Annotated in this window: 19 protein-coding genes; 12 read left to right on the top strand and 7 right to left on the bottom strand. The window is 71.6% G+C overall.

Annotation, left to right across the window (positions count from 1 at the left end):
* The first annotated feature begins 40 nt into the window (after positions 1-40).
* Positions 41-1,015 carry a DUF5926 family protein gene (locus tag ACZ51S_RS10615; protein ID WP_388932603.1) on the top strand — a complete coding sequence of 325 codons (975 nt, stop codon included), beginning with the start codon at positions 41-43 and terminating at the stop codon, positions 1,013-1,015.
* Positions 1,016-1,195: 180 nt separating this feature from the next.
* Here the strand turns inward: ACZ51S_RS10615 and ACZ51S_RS10610 are convergent, their stop codons facing one another.
* Complete coding sequence (locus ACZ51S_RS10610; protein ID WP_468801540.1) at positions 1,196-1,756, bottom strand: hypothetical protein; 561 nt, start codon at positions 1,754-1,756, stop codon at positions 1,196-1,198.
* 190 nt (positions 1,757-1,946) lie between these two features.
* Entirely contained in the window at positions 1,947-2,675 is a 729-nt protein-coding gene (locus ACZ51S_RS10605; RefSeq protein ID WP_468960497.1) for a bifunctional DNA primase/polymerase, read from the bottom strand.
* A 419-nt stretch (positions 2,676-3,094) separates the two neighbouring features.
* On the opposite strand from ACZ51S_RS10605, the gene ACZ51S_RS10600 reads away from it, so the two are divergent.
* Together ACZ51S_RS10600 and ACZ51S_RS10595 are read left to right on the top strand one after the other, a co-directional pair.
* A complete protein-coding gene (locus tag ACZ51S_RS10600; protein WP_468475204.1) occupies positions 3,095-4,696 on the top strand; it encodes a PP2C family protein-serine/threonine phosphatase in 1,602 nt (533 codons plus the stop codon).
* A 168-nt stretch (positions 4,697-4,864) separates the two neighbouring features.
* Positions 4,865-6,331, top strand: coding sequence for an aminopeptidase P family protein (locus tag ACZ51S_RS10595; protein WP_468960494.1), 1,467 nt, complete (start codon positions 4,865-4,867; stop codon positions 6,329-6,331).
* A gap of 121 nt (positions 6,332-6,452) precedes the next feature.
* Here the strand turns inward: ACZ51S_RS10595 and ACZ51S_RS10590 are convergent, their stop codons facing one another.
* On the bottom strand, positions 6,453-6,956 hold the full coding sequence (locus ACZ51S_RS10590) for an ATP-binding protein (RefSeq protein WP_468960493.1): 504 nt from the start codon (positions 6,954-6,956) through the stop codon (positions 6,453-6,455).
* 421 nt (positions 6,957-7,377) lie between these two features.
* Between ACZ51S_RS10590 and ACZ51S_RS10585 the strand changes: the two genes are divergently transcribed.
* From ACZ51S_RS10585 to ACZ51S_RS10545, 9 genes are all read left to right on the top strand, one after another.
* Entirely contained in the window at positions 7,378-8,202 is an 825-nt protein-coding gene (locus ACZ51S_RS10585; RefSeq protein WP_468801536.1) for a hypothetical protein, read from the top strand.
* 114 nt (positions 8,203-8,316) lie between these two features.
* A complete protein-coding gene (locus ACZ51S_RS10580; protein ID WP_468475200.1) occupies positions 8,317-9,057 on the top strand; it encodes a YcnI family copper-binding membrane protein in 741 nt (246 codons plus the stop codon).
* A gap of 68 nt (positions 9,058-9,125) precedes the next feature.
* Positions 9,126-9,779, top strand: a complete 654-nt coding sequence (locus ACZ51S_RS10575; RefSeq protein WP_468960491.1) for an SCO family protein — start codon at positions 9,126-9,128, stop codon at positions 9,777-9,779.
* Entirely contained in the window at positions 9,776-10,324 is a 549-nt protein-coding gene (locus tag ACZ51S_RS10570) for a copper chaperone PCu(A)C (protein WP_468960489.1), read from the top strand. Before ACZ51S_RS10575 ends, ACZ51S_RS10570 begins: the two co-directional genes overlap by 4 nt.
* Positions 10,325-10,346: 22 nt before the next feature.
* Positions 10,347-12,395 (top strand): copper resistance CopC/CopD family protein, encoded by a 2,049-nt coding sequence (locus ACZ51S_RS10565; RefSeq protein WP_468960487.1) that lies wholly within the window; start codon positions 10,347-10,349, stop codon positions 12,393-12,395.
* 5 nt (positions 12,396-12,400) lie between these two features.
* Positions 12,401-13,684 carry an iron uptake transporter deferrochelatase/peroxidase subunit gene (efeB, locus tag ACZ51S_RS10560; protein WP_468475196.1) on the top strand — a complete coding sequence of 428 codons (1,284 nt, stop codon included), beginning with the start codon at positions 12,401-12,403 and terminating at the stop codon, positions 13,682-13,684.
* Between the two features lie 42 nt (positions 13,685-13,726).
* On the top strand, positions 13,727-14,662 hold the full coding sequence (gene pheA, locus ACZ51S_RS10555; protein ID WP_388932630.1) for a prephenate dehydratase: 936 nt from the start codon (positions 13,727-13,729) through the stop codon (positions 14,660-14,662).
* A 559-nt stretch (positions 14,663-15,221) separates the two neighbouring features.
* Positions 15,222-16,499, top strand: coding sequence for a serine--tRNA ligase (gene serS / locus ACZ51S_RS10550; protein ID WP_468475195.1), 1,278 nt, complete (start codon positions 15,222-15,224; stop codon positions 16,497-16,499).
* The gene (locus tag ACZ51S_RS10545; RefSeq protein WP_468475194.1) at positions 16,496-17,308 is read left to right on the top strand and encodes an HAD family hydrolase; all 813 of its coding nucleotides are present in this window, start codon (positions 16,496-16,498) and stop codon (positions 17,306-17,308) included. The genes serS and ACZ51S_RS10545 overlap by 4 nt, the downstream gene beginning before the upstream one ends.
* Positions 17,309-17,896: 588 nt before the next feature.
* Here the strand turns inward: ACZ51S_RS10545 and ACZ51S_RS10540 are convergent.
* The 4 genes from ACZ51S_RS10540 to ACZ51S_RS10525 are packed head-to-tail and all read right to left on the bottom strand — an operon-like array spanning position 17,897 to position 21,458.
* Positions 17,897-18,616 (bottom strand): ABC transporter permease, encoded by a 720-nt coding sequence (locus ACZ51S_RS10540; RefSeq protein ID WP_468475193.1) that lies wholly within the window; start codon positions 18,614-18,616, stop codon positions 17,897-17,899.
* 14 nt (positions 18,617-18,630) lie between these two features.
* Positions 18,631-19,542: an ABC transporter ATP-binding protein gene (locus ACZ51S_RS10535; RefSeq protein ID WP_388932640.1), complete on the bottom strand. Its 912-nt coding sequence runs from the start codon at positions 19,540-19,542 to the stop codon at positions 18,631-18,633.
* 49 nt (positions 19,543-19,591) lie between these two features.
* On the bottom strand, positions 19,592-20,479 hold the full coding sequence (locus ACZ51S_RS10530; RefSeq protein ID WP_388932645.1) for an ABC transporter permease: 888 nt from the start codon (positions 20,477-20,479) through the stop codon (positions 19,592-19,594).
* Positions 20,469-21,458, bottom strand: a complete 990-nt coding sequence (locus ACZ51S_RS10525; RefSeq protein WP_468475192.1) for an ABC transporter ATP-binding protein — start codon at positions 21,456-21,458, stop codon at positions 20,469-20,471. Before ACZ51S_RS10525 ends, ACZ51S_RS10530 begins: the two co-directional genes overlap by 11 nt.
* Positions 21,459-21,639: the final 181 nt, after the last annotated feature.

The following is a 21,639-nucleotide window of genomic DNA, read 5'->3' as shown; positions in this document are numbered from 1 at the left end:
AGAGACACCGCCGTACCGCCGCAACCGGGAGACACCCACGATGGCCAAGAAGCGCCCCGCCGCGAAGACCGCGAAGCCCCAGCTCGAGAACGGGGAGATCCCGGTCGTCGGCGCGCGCGAGCCCTGCCCCTGCGGGTCCGGGCGCCGCTACAAGGCCTGCCACGGCGCGGCCGCCTCGCACGCCGCGACCGAGCACGTGCAGCGACCGTTCGAGGGGCTGCCGGGCGAGTGCGACTGGGTCGCGCTGCGCGAGCTCGTCCCCGCGGCCACCGTCCCGCTGACCCTCAAGGGCGGTCTGCCCGAGGGCGTCCCCTCCGTCACGCTGGTGACCGTACTGCCCATGGCCTGGCCGGCGCTGCGGCGCGAGGACGGCTCGGTCCTGCTCGGCCTCCAGAACGAGTCGAACAGCGGCGACCTGTCCCGCGACATGGCCGACACCCTCGAGCGTGCGCTCGTCGCCGAGCCGGGCACCCCGGTCCCCGCCCGCCGCGTTCCGGCCGAGGGGCCCCGACTTCAGGATCTCCTCGACCTGGACGGCGTTTTCGAGCCGGTTGTGCACACGGGCTTCGAATTCTGGATTCCGGAGGCGGAGAGCGCCCAGAACGCCTCCCCGGAGATCGCCGCCTCGCTGGAACGCGCCAACGCCGCCGCCATCCCGACCGTCAAGCTGACCGGCGTGGACGCGGCCTACTGGTGCGAGACGCCCGACAAGAACCACCTGCGCTGGGTCATGCCGCACGCCGAGGAGAAGCTGCTCGACGCCCTCGCGCGGCTGCACGCGGCGGGCACGTCCTCCCTCGGCGAGGGCACGAAGCTCGTCGGTTCCTTCCGTGCCCACGGCCTCGTCGTCCCGGTCTGGGACCTGCCCACCGGGGTCTCCGCGGAGGACGTGGAGAAGCCCGCCGCCGAGTTCGCGGAGCGGCTGGCCGCGGCCCTGTCCACCGACGCACCGCTGACCTCCGACGAGCGCCGGGCGCGCGGCGGGCTCACCAACCGCCAGGTCACGCTCAGCTGACGCGCGGACAGCCACGGGTCCGGTGACTGGGGTCACAACTCCCGCTAATCGCCTGCAAATCGATGTCTGAATATCAGAGATCGAATTTGCGAACAGGCGATCTCTTGTTACCGTTCTTGTAGCCCGGTCGCTGGTGCATCCCCCGTCGCCAGCGACCGGGCCTTGTCTTTCCGGTGGCGCTCAACCTTCGCCCGGGCCCGGTGAGTTGCTCCCGGACCGCAGCAACAGCCGCCCTTCTTCATCCGGAACTGCAAACTCCGCTACAGCCGAGTACTCCTCCGGAGTCCCGGCGGAATCCGCCCGGGGCGTCTCGCACAGCCCGGGTTCGTCCCCCGCGCCCACCGCGCAGCGGATCTGCACGGTCCGGCCGGCGGGCCCCATCACGGTCAGTACGGCGTCCAGCGCCCGCCCGCCGGTGTTGCGGTAGTAGCTGCGGCCCCAGGTCTTGCCCGCGCTCTCCAGGATGCACGTCTGAGCCTCCAGCCCCTGCGGAGCGGAGAGTTCAGGCCCGCACCGGGAGTCGGTACGCGGCTGCTCGGCAGGCCCGGGCCGCGCCGGCGCCGTGGCGGGCCGCGCCCCGTCCGGCGTACCGGAGGCATGGGAAAGACCGAGCGACGAGAGCAAACCCCCGCCTTTTCCGTCACTCTGACCGGCGAAATCCGGCCCGGCGATCGCTCCGGCCAGGGGAAGCGACAAGATGATCAGCACACCGGCGCCGATACCGATCAGGCGGAGATTCATTCGCCGAAGATAGCGACGCGGGAAAGGGGCGCGGAGATGCCCGCGCCCAATTCCCTTGGAAACTCGTCGCGCTGGCACCCGTACGAGTGATGCGACGGCCTCCCGGACCCCCGGGGCGGGCCGGGCACCGGGGGCGGGCCGGGCACCGGGGGCGGGCCGGGCACCCGGAGCGGGCAGCCGGGCCGCCCGTTCAGTACGCCAGTCGGCTGCCGCCGCCGGGCGCACCGCTGCTCGCCTCGACGAGCGCGTCCACGACCGTCTCGACGTCCGGCAGCCACATCCCGCGCGGCCCCGCCTCCGGCACGGGTTCCCGCTCCCAGCGGACCTGCCCGCCGCCGCTGGCCGTGGACGGCGGCAGCAGCAGGTAGCCGCCCTCGCCGTGGAAGCGCAGCGAGGAGGGCACGTGGTCCTTCGCGTACAGAAGTTCGCCGAGCCGCTCCAGCGAGTACGGGGCCACCAGCAGGGACCACCGGGTGGGCGTGGCGACGACCGGACCGAGCCGCATGCCCTGCGCGTCCAGCCGTACGACGGCCCGCGCGGCCGCACCGGCCGGGAGGCTCACCGCGCACGGCGCGTTCCCGCCGGTGGCCAGCAGCACCGGGGCGGCCGGCCGCCTGGTCCACCACCAGGCCACCATCCGGGCGTCGGTCGTGGCGGCGAGCAGCCCCGGGTCGAAGGGGTGCGCGCCGGGCACCACGCAGTCCGGGTCCGGGCAGGCGCACCGCGCGCTGTCGGCGCCGGCCCGGCCGACGCCCGGCAGCACGGGCCAGTGCCAGACGGTGGCGCAGGTCAGCGCCCCGTCCAGCGGGGAGGCTGCCGGCGCGCCGTCCACGGCTGCCACGGCCGGGCGGGAGGCGGCCCGCGGGAATTTCAAGCGATCGCGGAGCCGCTGGAGACGCCTTCCGAGGATCTCGCGCATGAGCGCTCGTTCCTTTCCGTTGAACGCCGAAGGGCCACATCACACCATGTAACCGGTGTTTCACCACACGTACACGTTTCGCGTCACTGTCCGCCAGAAGCAGGTTCACACGGTTCGTGCAGTTTTCTTACGGGTCCGTCAAACGTCCGGCGGGGACCCGGAGCGAGCGGTCCGGTCGACCCGCACGGTCTCGAAACCGGCTGCCGCCGCTAAGGACGGCCGGCCGCGCCGGGCGGTTCCCGGCGGTGCCGGGAGGCGTCAACTGACCCCGGGAACCATCGAGTACGTACCCGGAGCCCCTGGAGCGCCCGTACAGTCGATCGCAAAAACCGTCTGCTCGGCGCTTTTTCCGGCCAAGTTTTAGCCTTGGCTGGACAGTGAGTTGCCGCCCCACGGACACCAGTATTCCCGCCTGGGCAATGCTGGACATCGATCCTCGTGTGCGTGTAGATGTGGATCCATTGATGGCGGCGCAGCACGATCTGGGGGTTTGCGATGCTATATGGCGAATCGCACCAGGTGGAAAGGCGGACGCCATGAGCGCCCCGCATCTGCCGAAAGTGGCTGGAATCGATCCAGCAGTTACAGCGTCAGCGCACACTGCGGCGCCCACGCCCGGCTCCACTCCCGCGACATCCACACCCCAGGCCGCGCCGGGACCTTCCGGCTCCGCTTCCGCCAGGACCGCACCCGCCCCCGGGGCCTCGCCCCCGGCGAGCAGCGTCATCCAGGACCGGCTGGCGGGCATGGTCTCCGATCTCACCACCCTCCACGAGCTCACCGAGCGCCTCGCCCGGGCCGCTGACCTCGACTCCTCCCTCCGGGAATTCCTGCGCGCCGGAGCCGCCCTCGTCGGCGCGCGCCGCGGACTGGTGGTCCTGGAGCCCTCCGACGGCCTCGGCCCCGCCACCACCATCGGCCTCGGCCTGGGCCGCGCGGACCTCGGGCACATCGAGACGGTCCCGCGCAGCGCCACGTCGTACGGCCGGATCCTGGACGGCCTCCCCGACGCCCACGGCGGCTCCGAAGTGCTGCCGGAGCCGGGCACGGCGGCGGTTCCCGGCGCCGGTGGCCACGAGCCCCCCGTCGACCCCCGCCACCGGGAGGTCGCGGCCCGGCTCGGTTATGCCGCGAGCTACGCGCTCCCGGTGAACGCCGATGCCGCCGGCCGGCTCGGTGCCGCCGTCTGGCTGTACGACGAGCAGGCCGAGCCGAGCGACCGCCAGCGCGACCTGGCCGGGCTGTACGTCCGGCACGCCGCCGAGCACCTGGCCCGGATGGTGGAGGTCACGCGCTCGCGCGACCGGCTCGCCACCATCGCCGAGGAACTGCTGCCCAGCCGGCTGCCACGGATCCCCGGGGTGCAGCTCGCCGCCCGGCACCGCAGCGGGCCGCGCGGCGGCGGCGACTGGTACGACGCGCTGCCGCTGCCCGAGGGCGCCATGGGGCTGGCCGTCGGGTCCGTCACCGGCTCCGGCCCGAGCGCGGTCGCGGCGATGGGGCGGCTGCGGGCCTCGCTGCGCGCGTACGCCGTGATGGAGGGGGAGGACCCCGTCGCGGTCCTTTCCGATCTGGAGCTGCTGCTGCGCCTGACCGAGCCCGCGCGCTCGGCGACCGCGCTCTTCGCGTACTGCGAGCCCGCGGCCCGCAAGATCCTCCTGGCCGGGGCGGGGCACACGCCCCCGCTGCTCATCGGCGCGCGCCGGACCGAGTACGTGGAGACCTCCCTTTCCGCACCGCTGGGGATGCTGGCGTGCTGGGAGGCGCCGAGCGTGGAGGTCGAACCCGCGCCCGGAGAAACGGTGCTTCTCTACACCGACGGGCTACTGCGGCGCACCGGCGACACCATGGACCGGGCCTACGCCCGGCTGCACGCGGCGGCGGCGGGGGTTCCGCGCGCTGCGCGGGAGGACCCGGCCGCCATCTGCGAGCACATCCTCAAGACGGTGCTGCCCGAGGAGGGGGCCGGCACGGCGGAGGAGTCCGAGGACGTCGTACTGCTCGCGGCCCGGTTCGACTGAGGCCCGCGGCCCGGGGCCGCCCGCGGCAGCTCACGGAGGCCTGCACCCGGCATGCGCGCCCGGTTTTGACTGATATGTCACAAGTCGAGCCGGGAGCCTTCCCTTCGCACATACGATGGACGGGGTCCGCACCCGGTCCTTGCATGTCGTAGCAGCTGAGGAGAAGACGTGGCTGACGAGCTCACCCCGGAGACCCCGGAAGAAGAGCAGCCCCAGAAGAAGCACAAGCAGCGCAAGAACGGGCTGTACCCGGGCGTCAGCGACGAGCTTGCGGAGAACATGCGGACCGGCTGGGCCGACACCGAGCTGCACGGTCTGGAGCCCATCGCCCAGGCCGGCCACACCGCCGACCGCCGCGCCGCGCTGTCCGCGCGCTTCCCCGGCGAGCGCCTGGTCGTTCCGGCGGGCCGCCTGAAGACCCGCTCGAACGACACCGAGTACCCCTTCCGCGCCTCGACCGAGTACGCCTACCTCACCGGTGACCAGACCGAGAACGGCGTCCTGGTCCTGGAGCCCACCGGGGAGACCGGCCACCAGGCCACCATCTACCTGCTGCCCCGCTCCGACCGCGAGAACGGCGAGTTCTGGCTGTCCGGCCAGGGCGAGCTCTGGGTCGGCCGCCGCCACTCCCTCGCCGAGGCCGAGCAGCTCCTGGGCATCCCGGCCAAGGACGTGCGCGAGCTCCCCCAGGCCCTCACCGAGGCCACCGGCCCGGTGCGCGTGGTCCGCGCCCACGACTCCGTCATCGAGTCCGCCCTCACCGACAAGGTGACCAAGGAGCGCGACGAGGAGCTGCGCGTCTACCTCTCCGAGGCCCGTGCCGTGAAGGACGCCTTCGAGATCGGCGAGCTGCAGAAGGCCGTCGACTCCACCGTCCGCGGCTTCGAGGACGTCGTGAAGGTGCTCGACAAGGCCGAGGCGACCTCCGAGCGCTACATCGAGGGCACCTTCTTCCTGCGCGCCCGCGTCGAGGGCAACGACGTCGGCTACGGCACCATCGCCGCCGCCGGCGCCCACGCCTGCACCCTGCACTGGGTCCGCAACGACGGCGCGGTCCGCTCCGGCGACCTGCTGCTGCTCGACGCCGGCGTGGAGACCGACTCCCTCTACACCGCCGACGTCACCCGCACGCTGCCGATCAACGGCACGTACAGCGACATCCAGCGCAAGATCTACGACGCGGTGTACGAGTCCCAGGAAGCCGGCATCGCCGCCGTCAAGCCCGGCGCCAAGTTCCGCGACTTCCACGACGCCTCGCAGCACGTCCTGGCCGAGAAGCTGGTCGAGTGGGGCCTGCTGGAGGGCCCGGTCGAGCGGGTCCTGGAGCTCGGACTGCAGCGCCGCTGGACCCTGCACGGCACCGGGCACATGCTCGGCATGGACGTCCACGACTGCGCGGCCGCGCGCACCGAGGCGTACGTCGAGGGCACCCTGGAGCCGGGCATGTGCCTCACCGTGGAGCCCGGTCTGTACTTCCAGGCCGACGACCTGACCGTGCCGGAGGAGTACCGCGGCATCGGCGTCCGTATCGAGGACGACATCCTCGTGACCGAGGACGGCAACCGGAACCTGTCGGCCGCGCTGCCCCGCACCTCGGTCGAGGTCGAGGCGTGGATGGCGCGGCTCAAGGGCTGACGCCGGCGCCCGGGCGTACGGGGTACGGACGCGGTACGGACGGACGTACGAGGCACGGGCGGGCTTACGAGTGGGCTTACGAGTGGGCGGGAACCGGATCCGGTTCCCGCCCGCCGTCGTCCTACGAGACCCTCAGCAGCGCGTCGTCGCGCCACTTCAGCGTCTTGTCGAAGCTCACCACGGCGCCGCGGCCCGGCCGGTTGCGGAAGCGGACGTGGTCGGAGAGCTGCTCGATCAGGTGCAGTCCCCGGCCGTTCTCGGCCAGGCGGGGGGCGCAGGACCCGGGGCGGGCCACGGCCGAGGGCGGGAATCCCGGGCCCGAATCGGTCACCTCGATGCGGCAGCGGTCCCCGTCCAGGTAGGCCGTGACGTGGTACGCCTCGGTCCCGTCCGCGACCCCGGCGTCCGGGGTCCCGCCGAGGTCTCCGCCGGGGTGCCCGCCGGGGAAGCCGCTGCGGCCGCCGTGCTCGACCGCGTTCGCGCAGGCCTCGCTCAGCGCGACCGACAGGTCGTGGCAGATGTCCGGATCCACCCCCGCGGTCTCCATCGTCCCCAGCAGCAGCCGCCGGGCGAACGGCACGCTCGCGGCTTCGCGCCTCAAGTGGAGAGACCACCAGATGCTCATACGGATACCTATTGCCGCCCGTACCGGCCCGTAAGCGCACGGGAGCCGGCACAGCCCTCATTCGGCCGATGCGCGGTTCCCCGGCGTCGGTGTACGCGGCGCCGTGCGGGCGGCGGCACGGGACCGGTCCGGCGCCCGCAGCGGGAGGCCGGGCCCGGGGGCGCCCTCCCGGACCGAGCCCCTCGGAGTGCCGTCGTCGGCGGGTCGCCATGCCGTCGGAGCACGGTCGGCACGGGACGCCCGGGCGTCGGCGGCGTCACCACGCCGTCAGCGAGCCGTCGGAGCGCGGTCGGTACGGGGCGGCCGGCTGACACCGCCCTGACCCGGGACGAACCGGACGCCGACCCGAGACCGGAACCCAAGGGTCCCTCCAGCACCTGCCGTAGGCAGGGCACCACCTCAGTGCGATGATGGCCCGGCCATGACTGCCACCCACACGACACGCCCCGGAGCAGGTCTCCGGATGACCCGGGCCGCGGTGTTCACCGCGGTCTGCGTCGTGCTGTCCGCAGCCGGCCACGCCGTGGCCTCCTGCGCGACCGTGCCGTGGTGGGCCCTGGCCCTGGCCTTCGTCGCCGTCTTCGCGGTCGCGGCTCCCCTCGCGGGACGCCCTCGACCGCTGCCCCGCATCGCCGCCGGGCTGGCCGTCGGCCAGCTGGGGCTGCACACGCTGTTCGGGCTCGGCCAGCACGGCGCCACCGCCACCGGAGCCGCCCAGGCACCTGCCGGCGACGGTGACGCCTCGCTCGCTGCGCTCGCCGCCCAGCTGGTCTGCGGGGGCAACTCCGTACCGCTGAGCGCGGCCGACGCCCGCCGGATCCTGGAGGCCGCCGGACTGGACCCGGCCGCCGTGGTCGCCCAGGCCGCCGCGCAGGGCCACCCGGCCCACGCCCACCTGGCGGGGGGCGCCGCGGCGCCGGCGACCGGCCTGTTCAGCCCGGCCATGCTGATCGGCCACCTGCTGGCCGCGCTCGCGGCCGGCTGGCTGCTGTCCCGGGGCGACGCCGCGCTGTGCCGGCTCGTCGAACTGTCCCGGCTCTCCGCCGAAGCCGACCCCGTACGTCCGCTGCGCGCCGCGCTGGCCTTCGTACGCGCCCTCGCGGCCGGACTCCCCGGCGCGCCCGCGCGCGGCCCCCGGGCACGCCGGAGCGCCTACGTCCCCGCCGCCCCGACCGGCCGGGACGCACTGCTGCACACCGTGATCCGGCGCGGCCCGCCGGCGACGGCGCTCGTCCTCGCAGCCTGACGCGGCACCCCGTCCGCTCCCCGGGACACCCGGCCGGAGCACCGGTGCCGCGACCTCCGCGCGCGCCCGTACGCGGAGCCACTGTCACCACTGCTTCCGTGGAGTGTTCACGCCATGAAGACCTCTCGCGTCTCCTTCGCCGCCGCCCTCACCGCCGGCGCCGTCCTCGCCCTGTCCGGTACCGCCTTCGCGCACGTCAGCGTGCAGCCCGGCGAGGCCGCCAAGGGCGGCTACGCGACGCTCAACTTCAAGGTCCCCAACGAGCGGGACAACGCCTCGACCACCCAGCTCGAGGTCAACTTCCCGGCAGACCAGCCGCTCACCTCCGTCATGCCGCAGGAACTGCCGGGCTGGACGTCCACCGTCGAGAAGACGAAGCTCGACAAGCCGCTGACCGTGCACGGCAAGCAGATCAACGAGGTCGTCACCAAGGTGACCTGGACCGGCGGCAAGATCGAGCCCGGCAAGTTCCAGCAGTTCCCGGTCTCCGTGGGCAAGCTTCCCGAGAACGCCGACAAGATGGTCTTCAAGGCGATCCAGACGTACGACAACAACGAGGTCGTCCGCTGGATCGAGGAGCCCAAGGAAGGCGCCCCGGAGCCGCAGACCCCCGCGCCCGTGCTGAAGCTGACCGCCGCCAAGGGCGGGGACGGCCACAACGACAGCGCCGCCAAGCCGGCTGCCGACGGGGCGAAGAGCGGCGACGCCAAGGCCGCGAAGGACGAGAAGGACGGGCACGACGAGGCCGCGAAGAGCGCCTCCGACACGACTGCCCGCACCCTCGGCATCGTGGGCATCGTCGTCGGTCTCGCCGGCGTCGCCTTCGGCATCGCCTCGCGCCGCCGCGCCTCCTGAGGCGACGGCCCGCCGCTCCACGCCGTAGCACGACATCCGTCATCCCCCGATCCCAGGGACATTTCCTCATGCGCACCACACGTGTGACGGTCGCCGCCCTCGCGGTGGCGACCGCACTCGCCCTCACCGCCTGTGGCAGTGAGACCGATCAGAAGACCGGTTCGGTCACCCAGATCTCCGGCCAGGCCAAGGCCGGGGCCGCGACCGTCCTCGACCGCCCCTTCGACAAGCCGGACCTGGTCCTCACGGACACCACCGGCAAGCCGTGGAACCTGCGCGAGCAGACCAAGGGCCGGCCGACGCTCATCTACTTCGGCTACACCAACTGCCCCGACGTGTGCCCGCTGACGATGAGCAACGTCGCGGTCGCCAAGAAGGCACTCTCCAAGGCGGACCAGGACAAGCTCCAGGTCGTCTTCGTCACCACTGACCCGGAGCGGGACACCCCCGACTCCCTCGGCGCGTGGCTCAGGGCCCAGGACCCGTCCTTCACCGGACTGACCGGGGACTTCGCCACCATCCAGGCCGCCGCCCGATCTCTCGGCATCGGTATCGAGGCCCCCAAGAAGGAGGCCGACGGCACCGTCGTCTCCATGCACGGGGCCCAGGTCGTCGCGTTCTCGCCCAAGACCGACGAGGGCTACGTCCTCTACGGCGAGGGCACGACCGTCGACGACTACACCAAGGACCTGCCGAAGATCATCAAGGGAGAGAACCCGTGAACGCCCGCACCATCCGCACCATCGCCGCCGCCCTCTCCCTGACGGCAGCGCTCGCCATATCGGGCTGCTCCTCCTCCGACCCGGACTCCGGCTCCGGCTCCGCCGCCTCGGCCGGCGCCAAGGCCTCCTCCGACACGAAGGCCCCCGCCGGGACGGAAGCCGGCAAGCCCGCCATGACGGTCAGCGGGGCCTTCATGCCCGAACCGGTCAACGACAAGATGGCCGGCGCTTTCATGGTCATCAAGAACGACTCGAAGACCGCCGACAAGCTGGTCTCCGTCACCAGCCCGCTCTCGGACGATCTCCAGATCCACGAGACCAAGGACCAGAAGATGCAGCAGGTCCAGTCGATGGAGGTGCCCGCGGGCGGCGAGCTGCGGCTCCAGCGCGGCGGCAACCACATCATGTTCATGGGGCTCAAGAGCCAGCCGAAGGTCGGCGAAAAGATCACCATCGAGCTGCGCTTCGAGAAGGCCGACCCGGTCAACGTCGAGCTGGACGTCAAGGAACGGACGTACAACGCGCCGAACTCCAATGCCCACTGACGGACTGAGGAACTGACACGCCATGACGGCCACCGCCCCCGCTCCTTACCCGGCCCGCGCCCGGGCCACGGCACTCCTGCCACGCCTCGCGCTGGTTCTCGCAGCCCTGCTGGCCACCCTGTTCACCACGGCAGGCCCGGCCGCGGCGCATGCGGCACTCACGGCGAGCGACCCCCAGGACGGGGCGGTGGTCGCCACGGCGCCCGCCCAGGTCACCCTCTCCTTCTCGGAGCAGGTCGCCATGGGTGACGACTCGATCCGCGTCATGGACCCCCAGGGCAAGCGCGTCGACACCGGCGAGCTGCGGGACATGTGCAGCGGGTCCGTCATCCGTTACGGCACCGCCCTGCACTCGGGCCTGCCCAACGGCACGTACACCGTCGCCTGGCAGGCGGTCTCCGCGGACAGCCACCCGATCTCCGGCGCCTTCACCTTCTCCATCGGCGCCCCGTCGGCGACCAGCGTCGCCCTTCCCACCCAGAAGGTGGGCGGCGGCCCCGTCGGCATCGCCTACGGCATCGCCCGCTACGCCGCCTACGCCGGGTTCACCGTCCTCGTCGGCGGTGCCGCGTTCATCCTGCTGTGCTGGCGCCGGGGCTCCGCGGAGCGCCCGCTGCAGAAGCTGGTGGTGCGCGGCTGGGTCACCCTCACCGCGGCCACCCTGGCGATGCTGGTGCTGCGCACCCCGTACACCGGGTCGGGGAAGTTCGCCGACGCCTTCGACCTCGACGGACTCAAGGCCGTCCTGGACACGAAGACCGGCGCCTCCTTCCTCTCCCGGCTGCTGCTGCTCGGCGCGGCCGCGCTCTTCGTCGCCGTGCTCTTCGGTGCCTACGCCCGCCGCCAGAAGGTCTCTGCCGACCTGACGGGGTCCGACGGTTCCGAGGGCCGGGCCGAGGACGAGAAGGAGACGAGCGACCTCGCCTTCGGGCTCGGCATCGGCGGGACGGTCGTGGCCGGCGGCATCGCCGCCACCTGGGCCCTCTCCGAGCACGCCTCCACCGGCATCCAGCCCGCGATCGCGATGCCGGCCGACATCCTGCACCTGCTGGCGATGGCCACGTGGCTCGGCGGCCTCACCGCCCTGCTGATCGCCCTGCACAAGGTGCCGGACATCGAGCGCGACGCCGTCCAGCGGTTCTCCCGGGTCGCCTTCGTCAGCGTCCTGGTCCTCGCCGTCACCGGCGTCTACCAGTCCTGGCGCCAGGTCGGGAGCTGGTCCGCCCTCACCGGTACCAGCTACGGCAGGCTGCTGCTGATCAAGGTCGCGCTCGTCGCCGTCCTCATCGGCGCTGCCTATCTCTCGCGGAAGTGGACGGCTCGGCTGGGGGAGGTCCGGGCCGAAGAGCCGGCGAAGCTGCTCGCGGGAGCCGATGTTTCACGTGAAACGGCGACCGGCACCAGTGTGGGCAATTCCACCGAAACCGGAGCAGCGGGAGAGGCCGGAGCTGCTGAAGGGGCCGAGGGGGCCGGCTCCTACGCCGCCGACTCCGACCCCAAGCGGGCCGCCCAGCTCGCCCGACAGCGTGCCGCCCGGGAGAAGGCCCGCGAGACCCGCGTCCGCGATGCCGATCCGGGCCGTGCCGGCCTGCGCCGCTCCGTACTCGCCGAGGCCGGTGTCGCCGTCGTGCTGCTGGCCGTCACCACCGTCCTGACCAGCACCGAACCCGGACGGGCGGTGGAGCAGGAGGCCGGCCGGGGCGGAGCCGCCAGCACCGCCGTACCCAACCGCCCGGTCAAGATCACCCTGCCCTTCGAGACCGGCGGCCAGAACGGCAAGGGCACCGTCCGGCTGGAGCTCGACCCCGGACGGGTCGGCGCCAACACGCTCCACCTGTTCGCCGACGGCCCCGACGGCAAGCCCATGGACCTCCCGGAGGTCAAGATCGCTTTCACCCTCCCGGCCAAGGAGATCGGTCCGCTTCCGCTCACCCCGGACCGGGCCGCTGCCGGACACTGGACCGCGTCCGGGGTCCAGCTGCCGCTCGCGGGCGAATGGCGCATCGACGTGACCGTACGCACCTCCGACATCGACCAGACGACCGTCCAGAAGAACGTGAAGATCGGCTGAACAGCGTGACCGACAGCACCACCAGCACCCCCGAAATCGAGATCTCCCGACGCCGACTGCTGGGCACGGTCGGCGCCACGGGCGCCGCCGGACTCGCGCTCGGCGCCACGGGCGGCGCGCTCGTACGGTCAGCGGTCTCCGACTCACCGGCCGGCTCCTCCGGAGCCGCCGGTTCCCTCGCGTCCCTCGGCGCCACCCAGGTCGCCTTCCACGGGGACCACCAGGCCGGAATAACGGATCCGCTCCAGGCCAAGGGCCACGTCCTCGCCTTCGACCTGGCACCGGGCGCCGGCCGCAAGGAGGCCGCCGCCCTGCTGCGCCGCTGGTCCGACACCGCCCGGCGGCTCATGGCGGGCGAGCCCGCGCCGACCGCCGACAGCGGGATCGCACTGGACGCGGGGCCGTCCTCCCTCACCCTCACCTTCGGCTTCGGCCACTCATTCTTCGACCGCACCGGCCTCACCACCCGGCGCCCGGTGGCCCTCGATCCGCTGCCCGACTTCTCCTCGGACCGGCTCGACCCGCAGCGCAGCAACGGCGACCTGTGGGTCCAGATCGGCGCCGACGACGCACTGGTCGCCTTCCACGCCCTGCGCGCCGTACAGAAGGACGCCGGGGAAGCCGCCCGCGTGCGCTGGCAGATGAACGGCTTCAACCGGTCCCCCGGTGCCACCGCCTCGCCCATGACCGCCCGGAACCTGATGGGCCAGGTCGACGGCACCGGGAACCCCCGGCCCAAGGACCCCGACTTCGACAAGCGGATCTTCGTACCGGACGCCGGTCCCGGACCCGCCGAGCACTCATGGATGGCCGGGGGCTCGTACGCCGTCGTCCGCCGGATCCGGATGCTGCTCGACGACTGGGACAAGCAGTCCCTCGACCGGCAGGAGCAGGTCATCGGCCGGACCAAGGCCACCGGAGCGCCGCTGACCGGCGGCGACGAGAAGACGGCGATGGCCCTGGACAAGCTCGGTCCGGACGGCAAGCCGGTCATCCCGTCCAACGCGCACGCCCGGATCTCCGCGCCCGCGCAGAACGGCGGGGCGGCGATGCTCCGGCGGCCCTTCTCCTACCACGACGGAATCGGCCCCGACGGCACGCCCGACGCCGGGCTGCTCTTCATCTGCTGGCAGGCCGACCCCCTGCGCGGATTCGTCCCGGTCCAGCGCAAGCTCGACCGCGGTGACGCCCTGTCGGAGTTCATCCGGCACGAGTCCAGCGGGCTGTACGCCGTACCGCCCGGGCCGCGCGACGGGGAGTACGTCGGGCAGCGCCTGCTCGAAGGGTGAACAGCGCCGCACCGGCGGGTGGCACGGCATTAGGCTGACCGCATGTCGGCCACCCGCTTCACGTATCTCGGTCCCGAGGGCACTTTCACCGAAGCCGCCCTGCGCACGCTGCCGGAAGCCGCCACCCGGGAGCTCGTCCCGATGGTGTCGGTGCCGGCCGCCCTGGACGCCGTACGCAACGGCGAGGCCGCGGCGGCGCTGGTGCCGATCGAGAACTCGGTGGAGGGCGGGGTCACCGCCACGCTGGACGAGCTGGCCTCCGGCGAGCCGCTGATGATCTACCGCGAGGTGCTGCTGCCGATCGCGTTCGCGCTCCTGGCGCGACCCGGGACGAAGCTGTCGGACATCAAGACCGTCACGGGGCATCCCGTCGCCCAGCCGCAGGTGCGCAACTGGCTGCGGACGCACCTGCCCGACGCCGTGTGGGAGTCGGCGGCCTCCAATGCCGACGGTGCCCGACTGGTGCAGGAGGGCCGGTTCGACGCGGCCTTCGCGGGCGAGTTCGCCGCGGCCACCTACGGGCTGGAGGCGCTGGTCACCGAGATCCACGACGCGCAGAACGCCGAGACCCGCTTCGTGCTCGTCGGGCGGCCCGCCCGGCCGGCCGCTCCCACCGGCGCCGACAAGACCTCCGTCGTGCTGTGGCTCGGCGATGACCACCCCGGTGCCCTGCTGGAACTGCTCCAGGAGTTCGCCGTCCGCGGGGTCAACCTCATGCTGATCCAGTCCCGTCCGACCGGCGAGGGCATCGGCAACTACTGCTTCGCCGTCGACGCCGAGGGCCACATCTCCGACCGCCGGGTCAGCGAGGCGCTGATGGGGCTGAAGCGCACCTGTCCCCAGGTCCGCTTCCTCGGGTCCTATCCGCGTGCCGGTGTCGCGTTGAGCGAAGTGCGGGCCGCTCGGCCGGGAACGTCCGACGGCGACTTCACCGAGGCCTCCGACTGGCTGACTCGCTGCCTCGACGGCCGGGCGTAGTCCTCCGTCCACTGTCCACAGAGTTATCCACAGGTCGAGAGGGCCGCCTGGGGACAAGTCGACAGAGCCGCACGACAAGGTCGACATATCGGCCGGGCGGCGCAGGTTTCGCGCTGGGGAGCGGCAGGTGAACGGCGTCACCCCCGTATCGCCAATCAACTCTTTGGGGCGAGCCATTCCCACCCGAATGAGTGTGTGAGGGCGGTTTGAACCCTGATCGACCGAGACCGGTCCCGGGCCCCTATTGATCTAATTCGATGTCCACAGATCCGGCACACAGCCTGTGGATAAGAGCGGCTCCGGGGGAATTCCTGTGGACAAGGGTGCCCCTCCAGCCACCCTCCTGCCCTGCTCAGGCACCTCGCGACGGTTGCCGTTGTGCCCCATTTCGGAGAAAGGGCCGTTTTTATCGATGGACCCACAGGGGCTGGATCCAGCCGCCGCGCGAGCGCACGACGAGCACCGCTCGCGCCATTTCCATTCGCCTCAATCGGGACATAGCGACACGCAGCGTGATATCGGTGTGAGCCCGGGAAGCCCAGCCCGGTAGCCTGGAGGGGTGATTGACCTCCGGCTGCTCCGTGAAGACCCCGACCGTGTCCGCGCCTCGCAGCGCGCCCGTGGAGAGGACGTCGAGCTCGTCGACGCGCTGCTCTCCGCCGACGAGCGCCGCAGGTCCTCCGGCATGCGCTTCGACGAACTGCGCAACGAGCAGAAGTCGCTCGGCAAGCTCATCCCCAAGGCCTCTCCGGAGGAGCGGGCCGAGCTGCTGACCAAGGCCGAGCAGCTGAAGCAGGACGTCAAGGCCGCCGAGGCCGAGCAGAACGAAGCGGACGAGGCTGCCAAGCAGCTCCTGCTCAAGCTCGGCAACATCGTCCACGAGGACGTCCCTGTCGGCGGCGAGGAGGACTTCACCGTTCTCGAGACGCACGGCACCATCCGCGACTTCGGCGCCGAGGGCTTCGAGCCCAAGGACCACCTGGAGCTCGGCGAGTCCCTGGGCGCCATCGACATGGAGCGCGGCGCCAAGGTGTCGGGCTCGCGCTTCTACTACCTCACCGGCGTCGGCGCCCTGCTCGAGCTCGCCCTGGTCAACGCGGCGATCGCGCAGGCCACCGAGGCCGGCTTCATCCCGATGCTGACCCCGGCGCTGGTCCGCCCGCGCGCCATGGAGGGCACCGGCTTCCTCGGCCAGGCCGCGGAGAACGTCTACCACCTGGAGAAGGACGACTACTACCTGGTCGGAACCTCCGAGGTACCGCTCGCCGCGTACCACATGGACGAGATCATCGACGCCGACAAGCTGCCCCTGCGGTACGCCGGCTTCTCCCCGTGCTTCCGCCGCGAGGCGGGTACGTACGGCAAGGACACCCGCGGCATCTTCCGCGTCCACCAGTTCGACAAGGTCGAGATGTTCTCGTACGTCGCACCGGAGGACGCCGAGGCCGAGCACAAGCGGCTCCTGGAGTGGGAGAAGCAGTGGCTGACCAGCCTGGAGCTGCCGTTCCAGGTCATCGACGTCGCCACCGGCGACCTGGGCGCCTCCGCCTCCCGCAAGTTCGACTGCGAGGCCTGGATCCCGACCCAGGGCAAGTACCGCGAGCTGACCTCCGCCTCGAACTGTGATGGCTTCCAGGCCCGCCGCCTGGCGATCCGCTACCGCGACGGCAAGAAGACCGCTCCGCTGTCCACGCTGAACGGCACCCTGTGCGCCGTCCCGCGCACCATCGTCGCCATCCTCGAGAACCACCAGCAGGCCGACGGCTCCGTACGGGTCCCCCCGGTGCTCCGCCCCTACCTGGGTGGCCGCGAGGTCCTGGAGCCGATCACCAAGTGAGCCCCGCTCCGTTCCCGTACAAGCTCGTCGCGACCGACCTCGACGGGACGCTCCTGCGCAACGACGACACCGTCTCGGAGCGCACCCGTGAAGCGCTCGCCGCGGTCACCGCGGCGGGCGCGGCGCACATCGTCGTCACCGGCCGTGCCGTGCCTTGGACCCGGCACGTGCTGGACGACCTCGGGTACCGCGGGATCGCCGTGTGCGGGCAGGGCGCCCAGGTCTACGACGCCGGGGCGCACCGGCTGCTCACCTCGGTGACCCTGGACCGGCAGCTGGCCGGCCTGGCCCTGTCGAAGCTCGAGGCCGAGGTGGGACCGCTGGCCCTGGCCGCCAGCCGCGACGGGGTGGAGGGCGAGGTCCTCTTCGGCCCCGGCTACCAGGTGCAGGGAGGCCTCCCGGCGCTCTACCTGGAGGACACGGCCGAGGTCTGGACCGCCCCGCTGAACAAGCTGTACATCCAGCACCCCGGGATGGGCGAGGACGAGCTCGTCAAGGTGGCCCGGGAGCTCGTCGGCAACCTCGTGGACATCGTCATGGCGGGCCCGGGGATAGTGGAGATCCTTCCGCTGGGCCTGAGCAAGGCCACCGGCCTGTCGCTCGCCGCACGGCGCCTCAAGGTCAAGGCCTCCGAGACCATCGCCTTCGGCGACATGCCCAACGACATCCCCATGTTCGGCTGGGCCGCGCACGGTGTCGCCATGGCCAACGCCCACGCGGAGCTGAAGGCGGTGGCGGACGAGGTGACGACCTCCAACCAGGAGGACGGCATCGCCGTGGTCCTGGAGCGCCTGCTGGGCGCCGCGTAGGAACGGGGACACAGCTCCCGGGAACGCAGCATCCCGGGGCCGGACGTACGAGAGGTCCGGGACGGCCCGCGCCGCGAGGCGCGCTCGAAGTGGCCGTCCCGGACCTTTTGTTACTCCCCGCACCACTCACTGTGCCCCTGCCGGACGGGCCGTACCAGCGAATTTCCCCCGCCGGCCGCAGATCCGGAGGCGTCGCCGGCATGCCGGTGAGGCGCGTGTTTCACGTGAAACGTCGTGCGGAGAGACGGGGGGTCAGGCTTGTGTTTCACGTGAAACAACGGCCGCCACCTGCGCCCGTGGTGGTCCCGGTGCAGCGTCAGCGGCCAGGCGAGAAGTCCGACGGCGAGCGAGACGGCATGGCCGAAATCGGTGGAGGTGGCGCCCGTGAGGAGGGGGAGGTCGAAGAGTACGGCGTAGAGGGCGAGCGAGGCCGGGTTCTCGATCCAGAAGGCACTGTTGAGCAGCGCCCGGACCGGATACTCGTCCAGCTGGTGGATGTTGCTGCACCCGATGATGCCTGGCGAAGCTGTGCCCCGCCTGGCCGGTGGGCCGGGCGGGGCACGGTCTTCGACGGGGGCGGCGGCGCTCCTACTCCTCGCCGGCGATGGTGAGGCGGCGCAGCTTCTGGCCCGCGTACAGGGTGGCTCCGACGGTGACCGCCAGGAGCAGGGTCACCGCGGTGGGGAGGCCGACGCCGGCGTCGACGTACCCCTGTCCGGCGACCTTCTCGGCCAGGGCCAGGGCCCACTGCTGGACGCTGAGCGTCTTGGCTCCGGAGACCAGGCTTCCGAAGAGGGACTCCCAGATCAGGGCGTAGACGAGGCCGAAGACGACCGCGTGCCGGCTGACGGTGCCGAGCAGCAGGAACAGGGCGCTGTAGGCGATCGAGGCGACGAGGGCCGCGACGGTGTAGGCGATGGCGATCTGCTGGCCGTTGCCGTTGAGGATGAGGCCCGCGATCAGGGTGGGGATCGCGGAGAAGGCCATCGTGACCGCGATCGCGACGATCAGCTTGGTCATGATGATCGTCGGACGCTTCACCGGCTTGGAGAGCAGGTACACGATCGAGCCGTCGTCGATCTCGGGGCCGATGGCGCCGGTGCCGGCGATGACGCCGATCAGCGGGACCATCGTGGCGAGGGCGAAGCCGCCGAGGAGGTCGGCCGCTACCTTGTCGTCCACTCCGGTGAAGAAGCGGACGGCGAGGGAGATGACGATCAGCAGCGCGGGGAGCGCGAAGAGGATCAGCGCACGGCGGCGGCCGAGCAGGGCGCGGTAGGTGAGCCGGGCAACGGTGGGGTTGTACATGGGTGCCAGCTCCTTCAGGCCGCGACGAGGTAGGAGAAGACCGACTCGAGGGACTCGTCGGAGGGCGAGACCGTCATCAGCCGGATGCCGTGCGCGCGGGCGACCCGCGGCAGCAGCTCGGTGAAGCGCCCGAAGTCGACGGCCTGGATGCGCAGGGCGCCTTCCTGGAGGTCGACCTCGATGCCGGCGGTGGACGGGTCGGCGATCAGGGCCGCGGCGAGGGCCCGGTCGTCGGAGGAGCGGACGAGGTAACGGTGCGGGCGGTCCGTCATCAGGCGGCGGATCTTGCGGAAGTCGCCGGATGCGGCGTGCCGGCCGGCGACGACCACCTCGATGTGGGAGGCGAGCTGCTCGACCTCCTCCAGGATGTGGGAGGAGAACAGGACGGTGCGGCCCTCGTCCCCCATCCGCCGCAGCAGGTCCATGAGCTGCATGCGCTGGCGCGGGTCCATGCCGTTGAAGGGCTCGTCGAGGAGGAGCACGGACGGGTCGTGGACGAGGGCGGAGGCCATCTTCACGCGCTGGCGCATGCCCTTGGAGTACGTGGAGATCTTGCGGTCCTGGGCGTACTCCATCTCCACGGTGGCGAGGGCCCGGGCGGCCGCCGCGTCGTCGAGCCCGTGCAGTTCGGCGTTGGCGACGACGAACTCCCGGCCGGTGAGGAAGTCGTACATCGCCTCACGCTCGGGTACGACGCCGATCTGCTTGTAGACCTGCTCATTGCGCCAGATCGGAGCTCCGTCGAGGGTGACGGTGCCCGTGGAGGGGGCGAGGAAGCCGCCCATCATGTTGATGAGGGTGGACTTGCCTGCTCCGTTGGGGCCGAGGAGTCCGGTGACGCCGGGACCGATGCGCATGGTCACGTCGTTGACCGCGACGACGTTCCCGAACCAGCGGGACGTGTGGTCGATGTCGATGATGGTCATGGGCGCGGCCCATTCCTTAGGGGGGTGGTGGTGGGCGACGGGTGGGAGGTCACAGCCCGGCCTTCCGGTAGCGGGCCATCAGGGCTGCGTAGGAGCCGATGATGAGGCCGAATACGACGAGCAGGTACACGACGCCGGTGGCGGCGGAGGGCCCTTCGCCGCCCGGGAAGGCGGAGGTGGCGCCGAGGAACGCGGTCTGCACTCCGTCGATCAGGGAGACCGGGGAGAACAGGCCCATCCACTCGATGGCGCCGTTGTTCCCCGTGGAGTAGGCGACCGCCTGGATGGTGGAGACGGCCCCGTACGGAATGAGCAGCAGGGCGATGACGGCCGCCACGCCGAAGCCGCGGCGCGGGGTGAGCGCGGCCATGACCAGGCCGAGGCCGGCGAAGAGCAGCGACAGCAGCAGTACCGACACCAGTCCCTGCCCGAATCCCTTTGTCTGGTGACCGAAGTCGAACTTCGCCAGCAGCGAGCCGATCCACATGATCAACAGCGGGGTGGCGGTGAGGATGAAGAGGGCCGATGCCATGGCGGCGTACTTGGCCACCACGTAGTCGACCCGCTCGATGGGCCGCGAGAAGTACAGCGGCACCGTCTTGAAGCGCAGGTCCCGCGAGACCGACTGGGGGGCCTGCGAGGCGAGGTAGAGGCCGATGACCACCTGTGTGGTCAGGGCGTACGTCGTGTACTTGATCGGCAGGTCGCTGGAGCCGGGGACCGCGATGGCCACCGCGACGATGATGAGCGCGGGTACGCACATCACCGCGAAGAGGATCATCGGCAGCACCTTGGACTTCGCGGAGCGGCCGAGGCCGTAGGCACCGCGCAGGGACTGCGAGAACAGCGAGGTGCGGGCGTAGCCGCGGCCGAGCCGGGGTCCGTCGTAGGACCGGTAGCCGATGTTGTGGATCTGGGTCGAGGTCTCAGGCGCCATCGGAGCCGGCTCCCTTCGGGTGGGCGGGGGACGAGGTCCGGTCGTTGTCGCGGAAGACCTCGGCGATGTGGTGGCGGCGCTGTTCCATGCGGACCAGGCCGAGGCCGAGGTCGGCGACGGTGTCGCGGACGGTGTCGTACGTGTCCTCGCCCATGGCCTCGACGAGGAGGATGTGGCCGGCTCCGGGCAGGCCCTGCTCCTCGCCCGCGTGGAGGCTGACGCCCGCGGCGGTGAGCGCCTTGCGGAGGGCGGCCGTGCCGTCCGGGTGGGCGTCGGAGTCGGTGACCTCGACCGCGAGGGTGGTCGTGGTCTGGGTGAAGTCGCTGGTGGAGCTGGAGCGCAGCAGCTTCCCGCCGTCGACGACGACCACGTGGTCGCAGGTCCGCTCCAGCTCGCCGAGGAGGTGGGAGGTGACCAGGACCGAGATGCCGAAGTCGGTGTGGACGCGGCGGATCAGGCCGAGCATCTCGTCGCGGCCGACCGGATCGAGGCCGTTGGTCGGCTCGTCGAGGAGGACCAGCTGCGGGTCGTGTACCAGCGCCTGCGCGAGTTTGACCCGCTGCTTCATGCCGGTGGAGTAGCCGCCGATGGGGCGGTAGCGCTCCTCGTACAGCCCGACGTGACGCAGCGTGTCGGCGGTCCGCTCACGGGCGGCGGTCGGCGGGAGCCCGGACATGCGCGCCATGTGGACGACGAACTCGGTGGCCGAGACGTCGGGTGGCAGGCAGTCGTGCTCGGGCATGTAGCCGACCCGCTCGCGGATGGCGCTGCCGTGCGTGGCGACGTCCAGTCCGAGCACGGCGGCGCGGCCCTCGGTGGCGGGGGAGAGTCCCAGCAGGATCTTGATCAGCGTGGACTTGCCGGCTCCGTTGGCGCCCACGAGCCCGGTCACGCCGGGCCCGATGTCCAGGGAGAGCCGGTCGAGGGCGGTCACTCGGGGGTACCGCTTGCTCAGGCTTTCGGTCGCGATGACAGTCACGGCTTCGACGTTAGTGCTGCGGTGCCTGCGGATCGTCAGACCTGGAGCGGGAACGCGTATCAGCCTTGAGGACTACGAACCCTGACGGAAGGCTGATGCCACCGGAGTTTTCCACAGGTGCGTGCACGGGCCTTGACGTGGTCTCCAGGCATTGTCACATTCATCAGTGTCAAGTTTCGGG

It is taken from the genome of Streptomyces sp. NPDC034043 (genome assembly GCF_055575675.1).
Note: the sequence above shows the minus strand (reverse complement) of the source record. Positions and strands in the feature narration are given on the sequence as shown.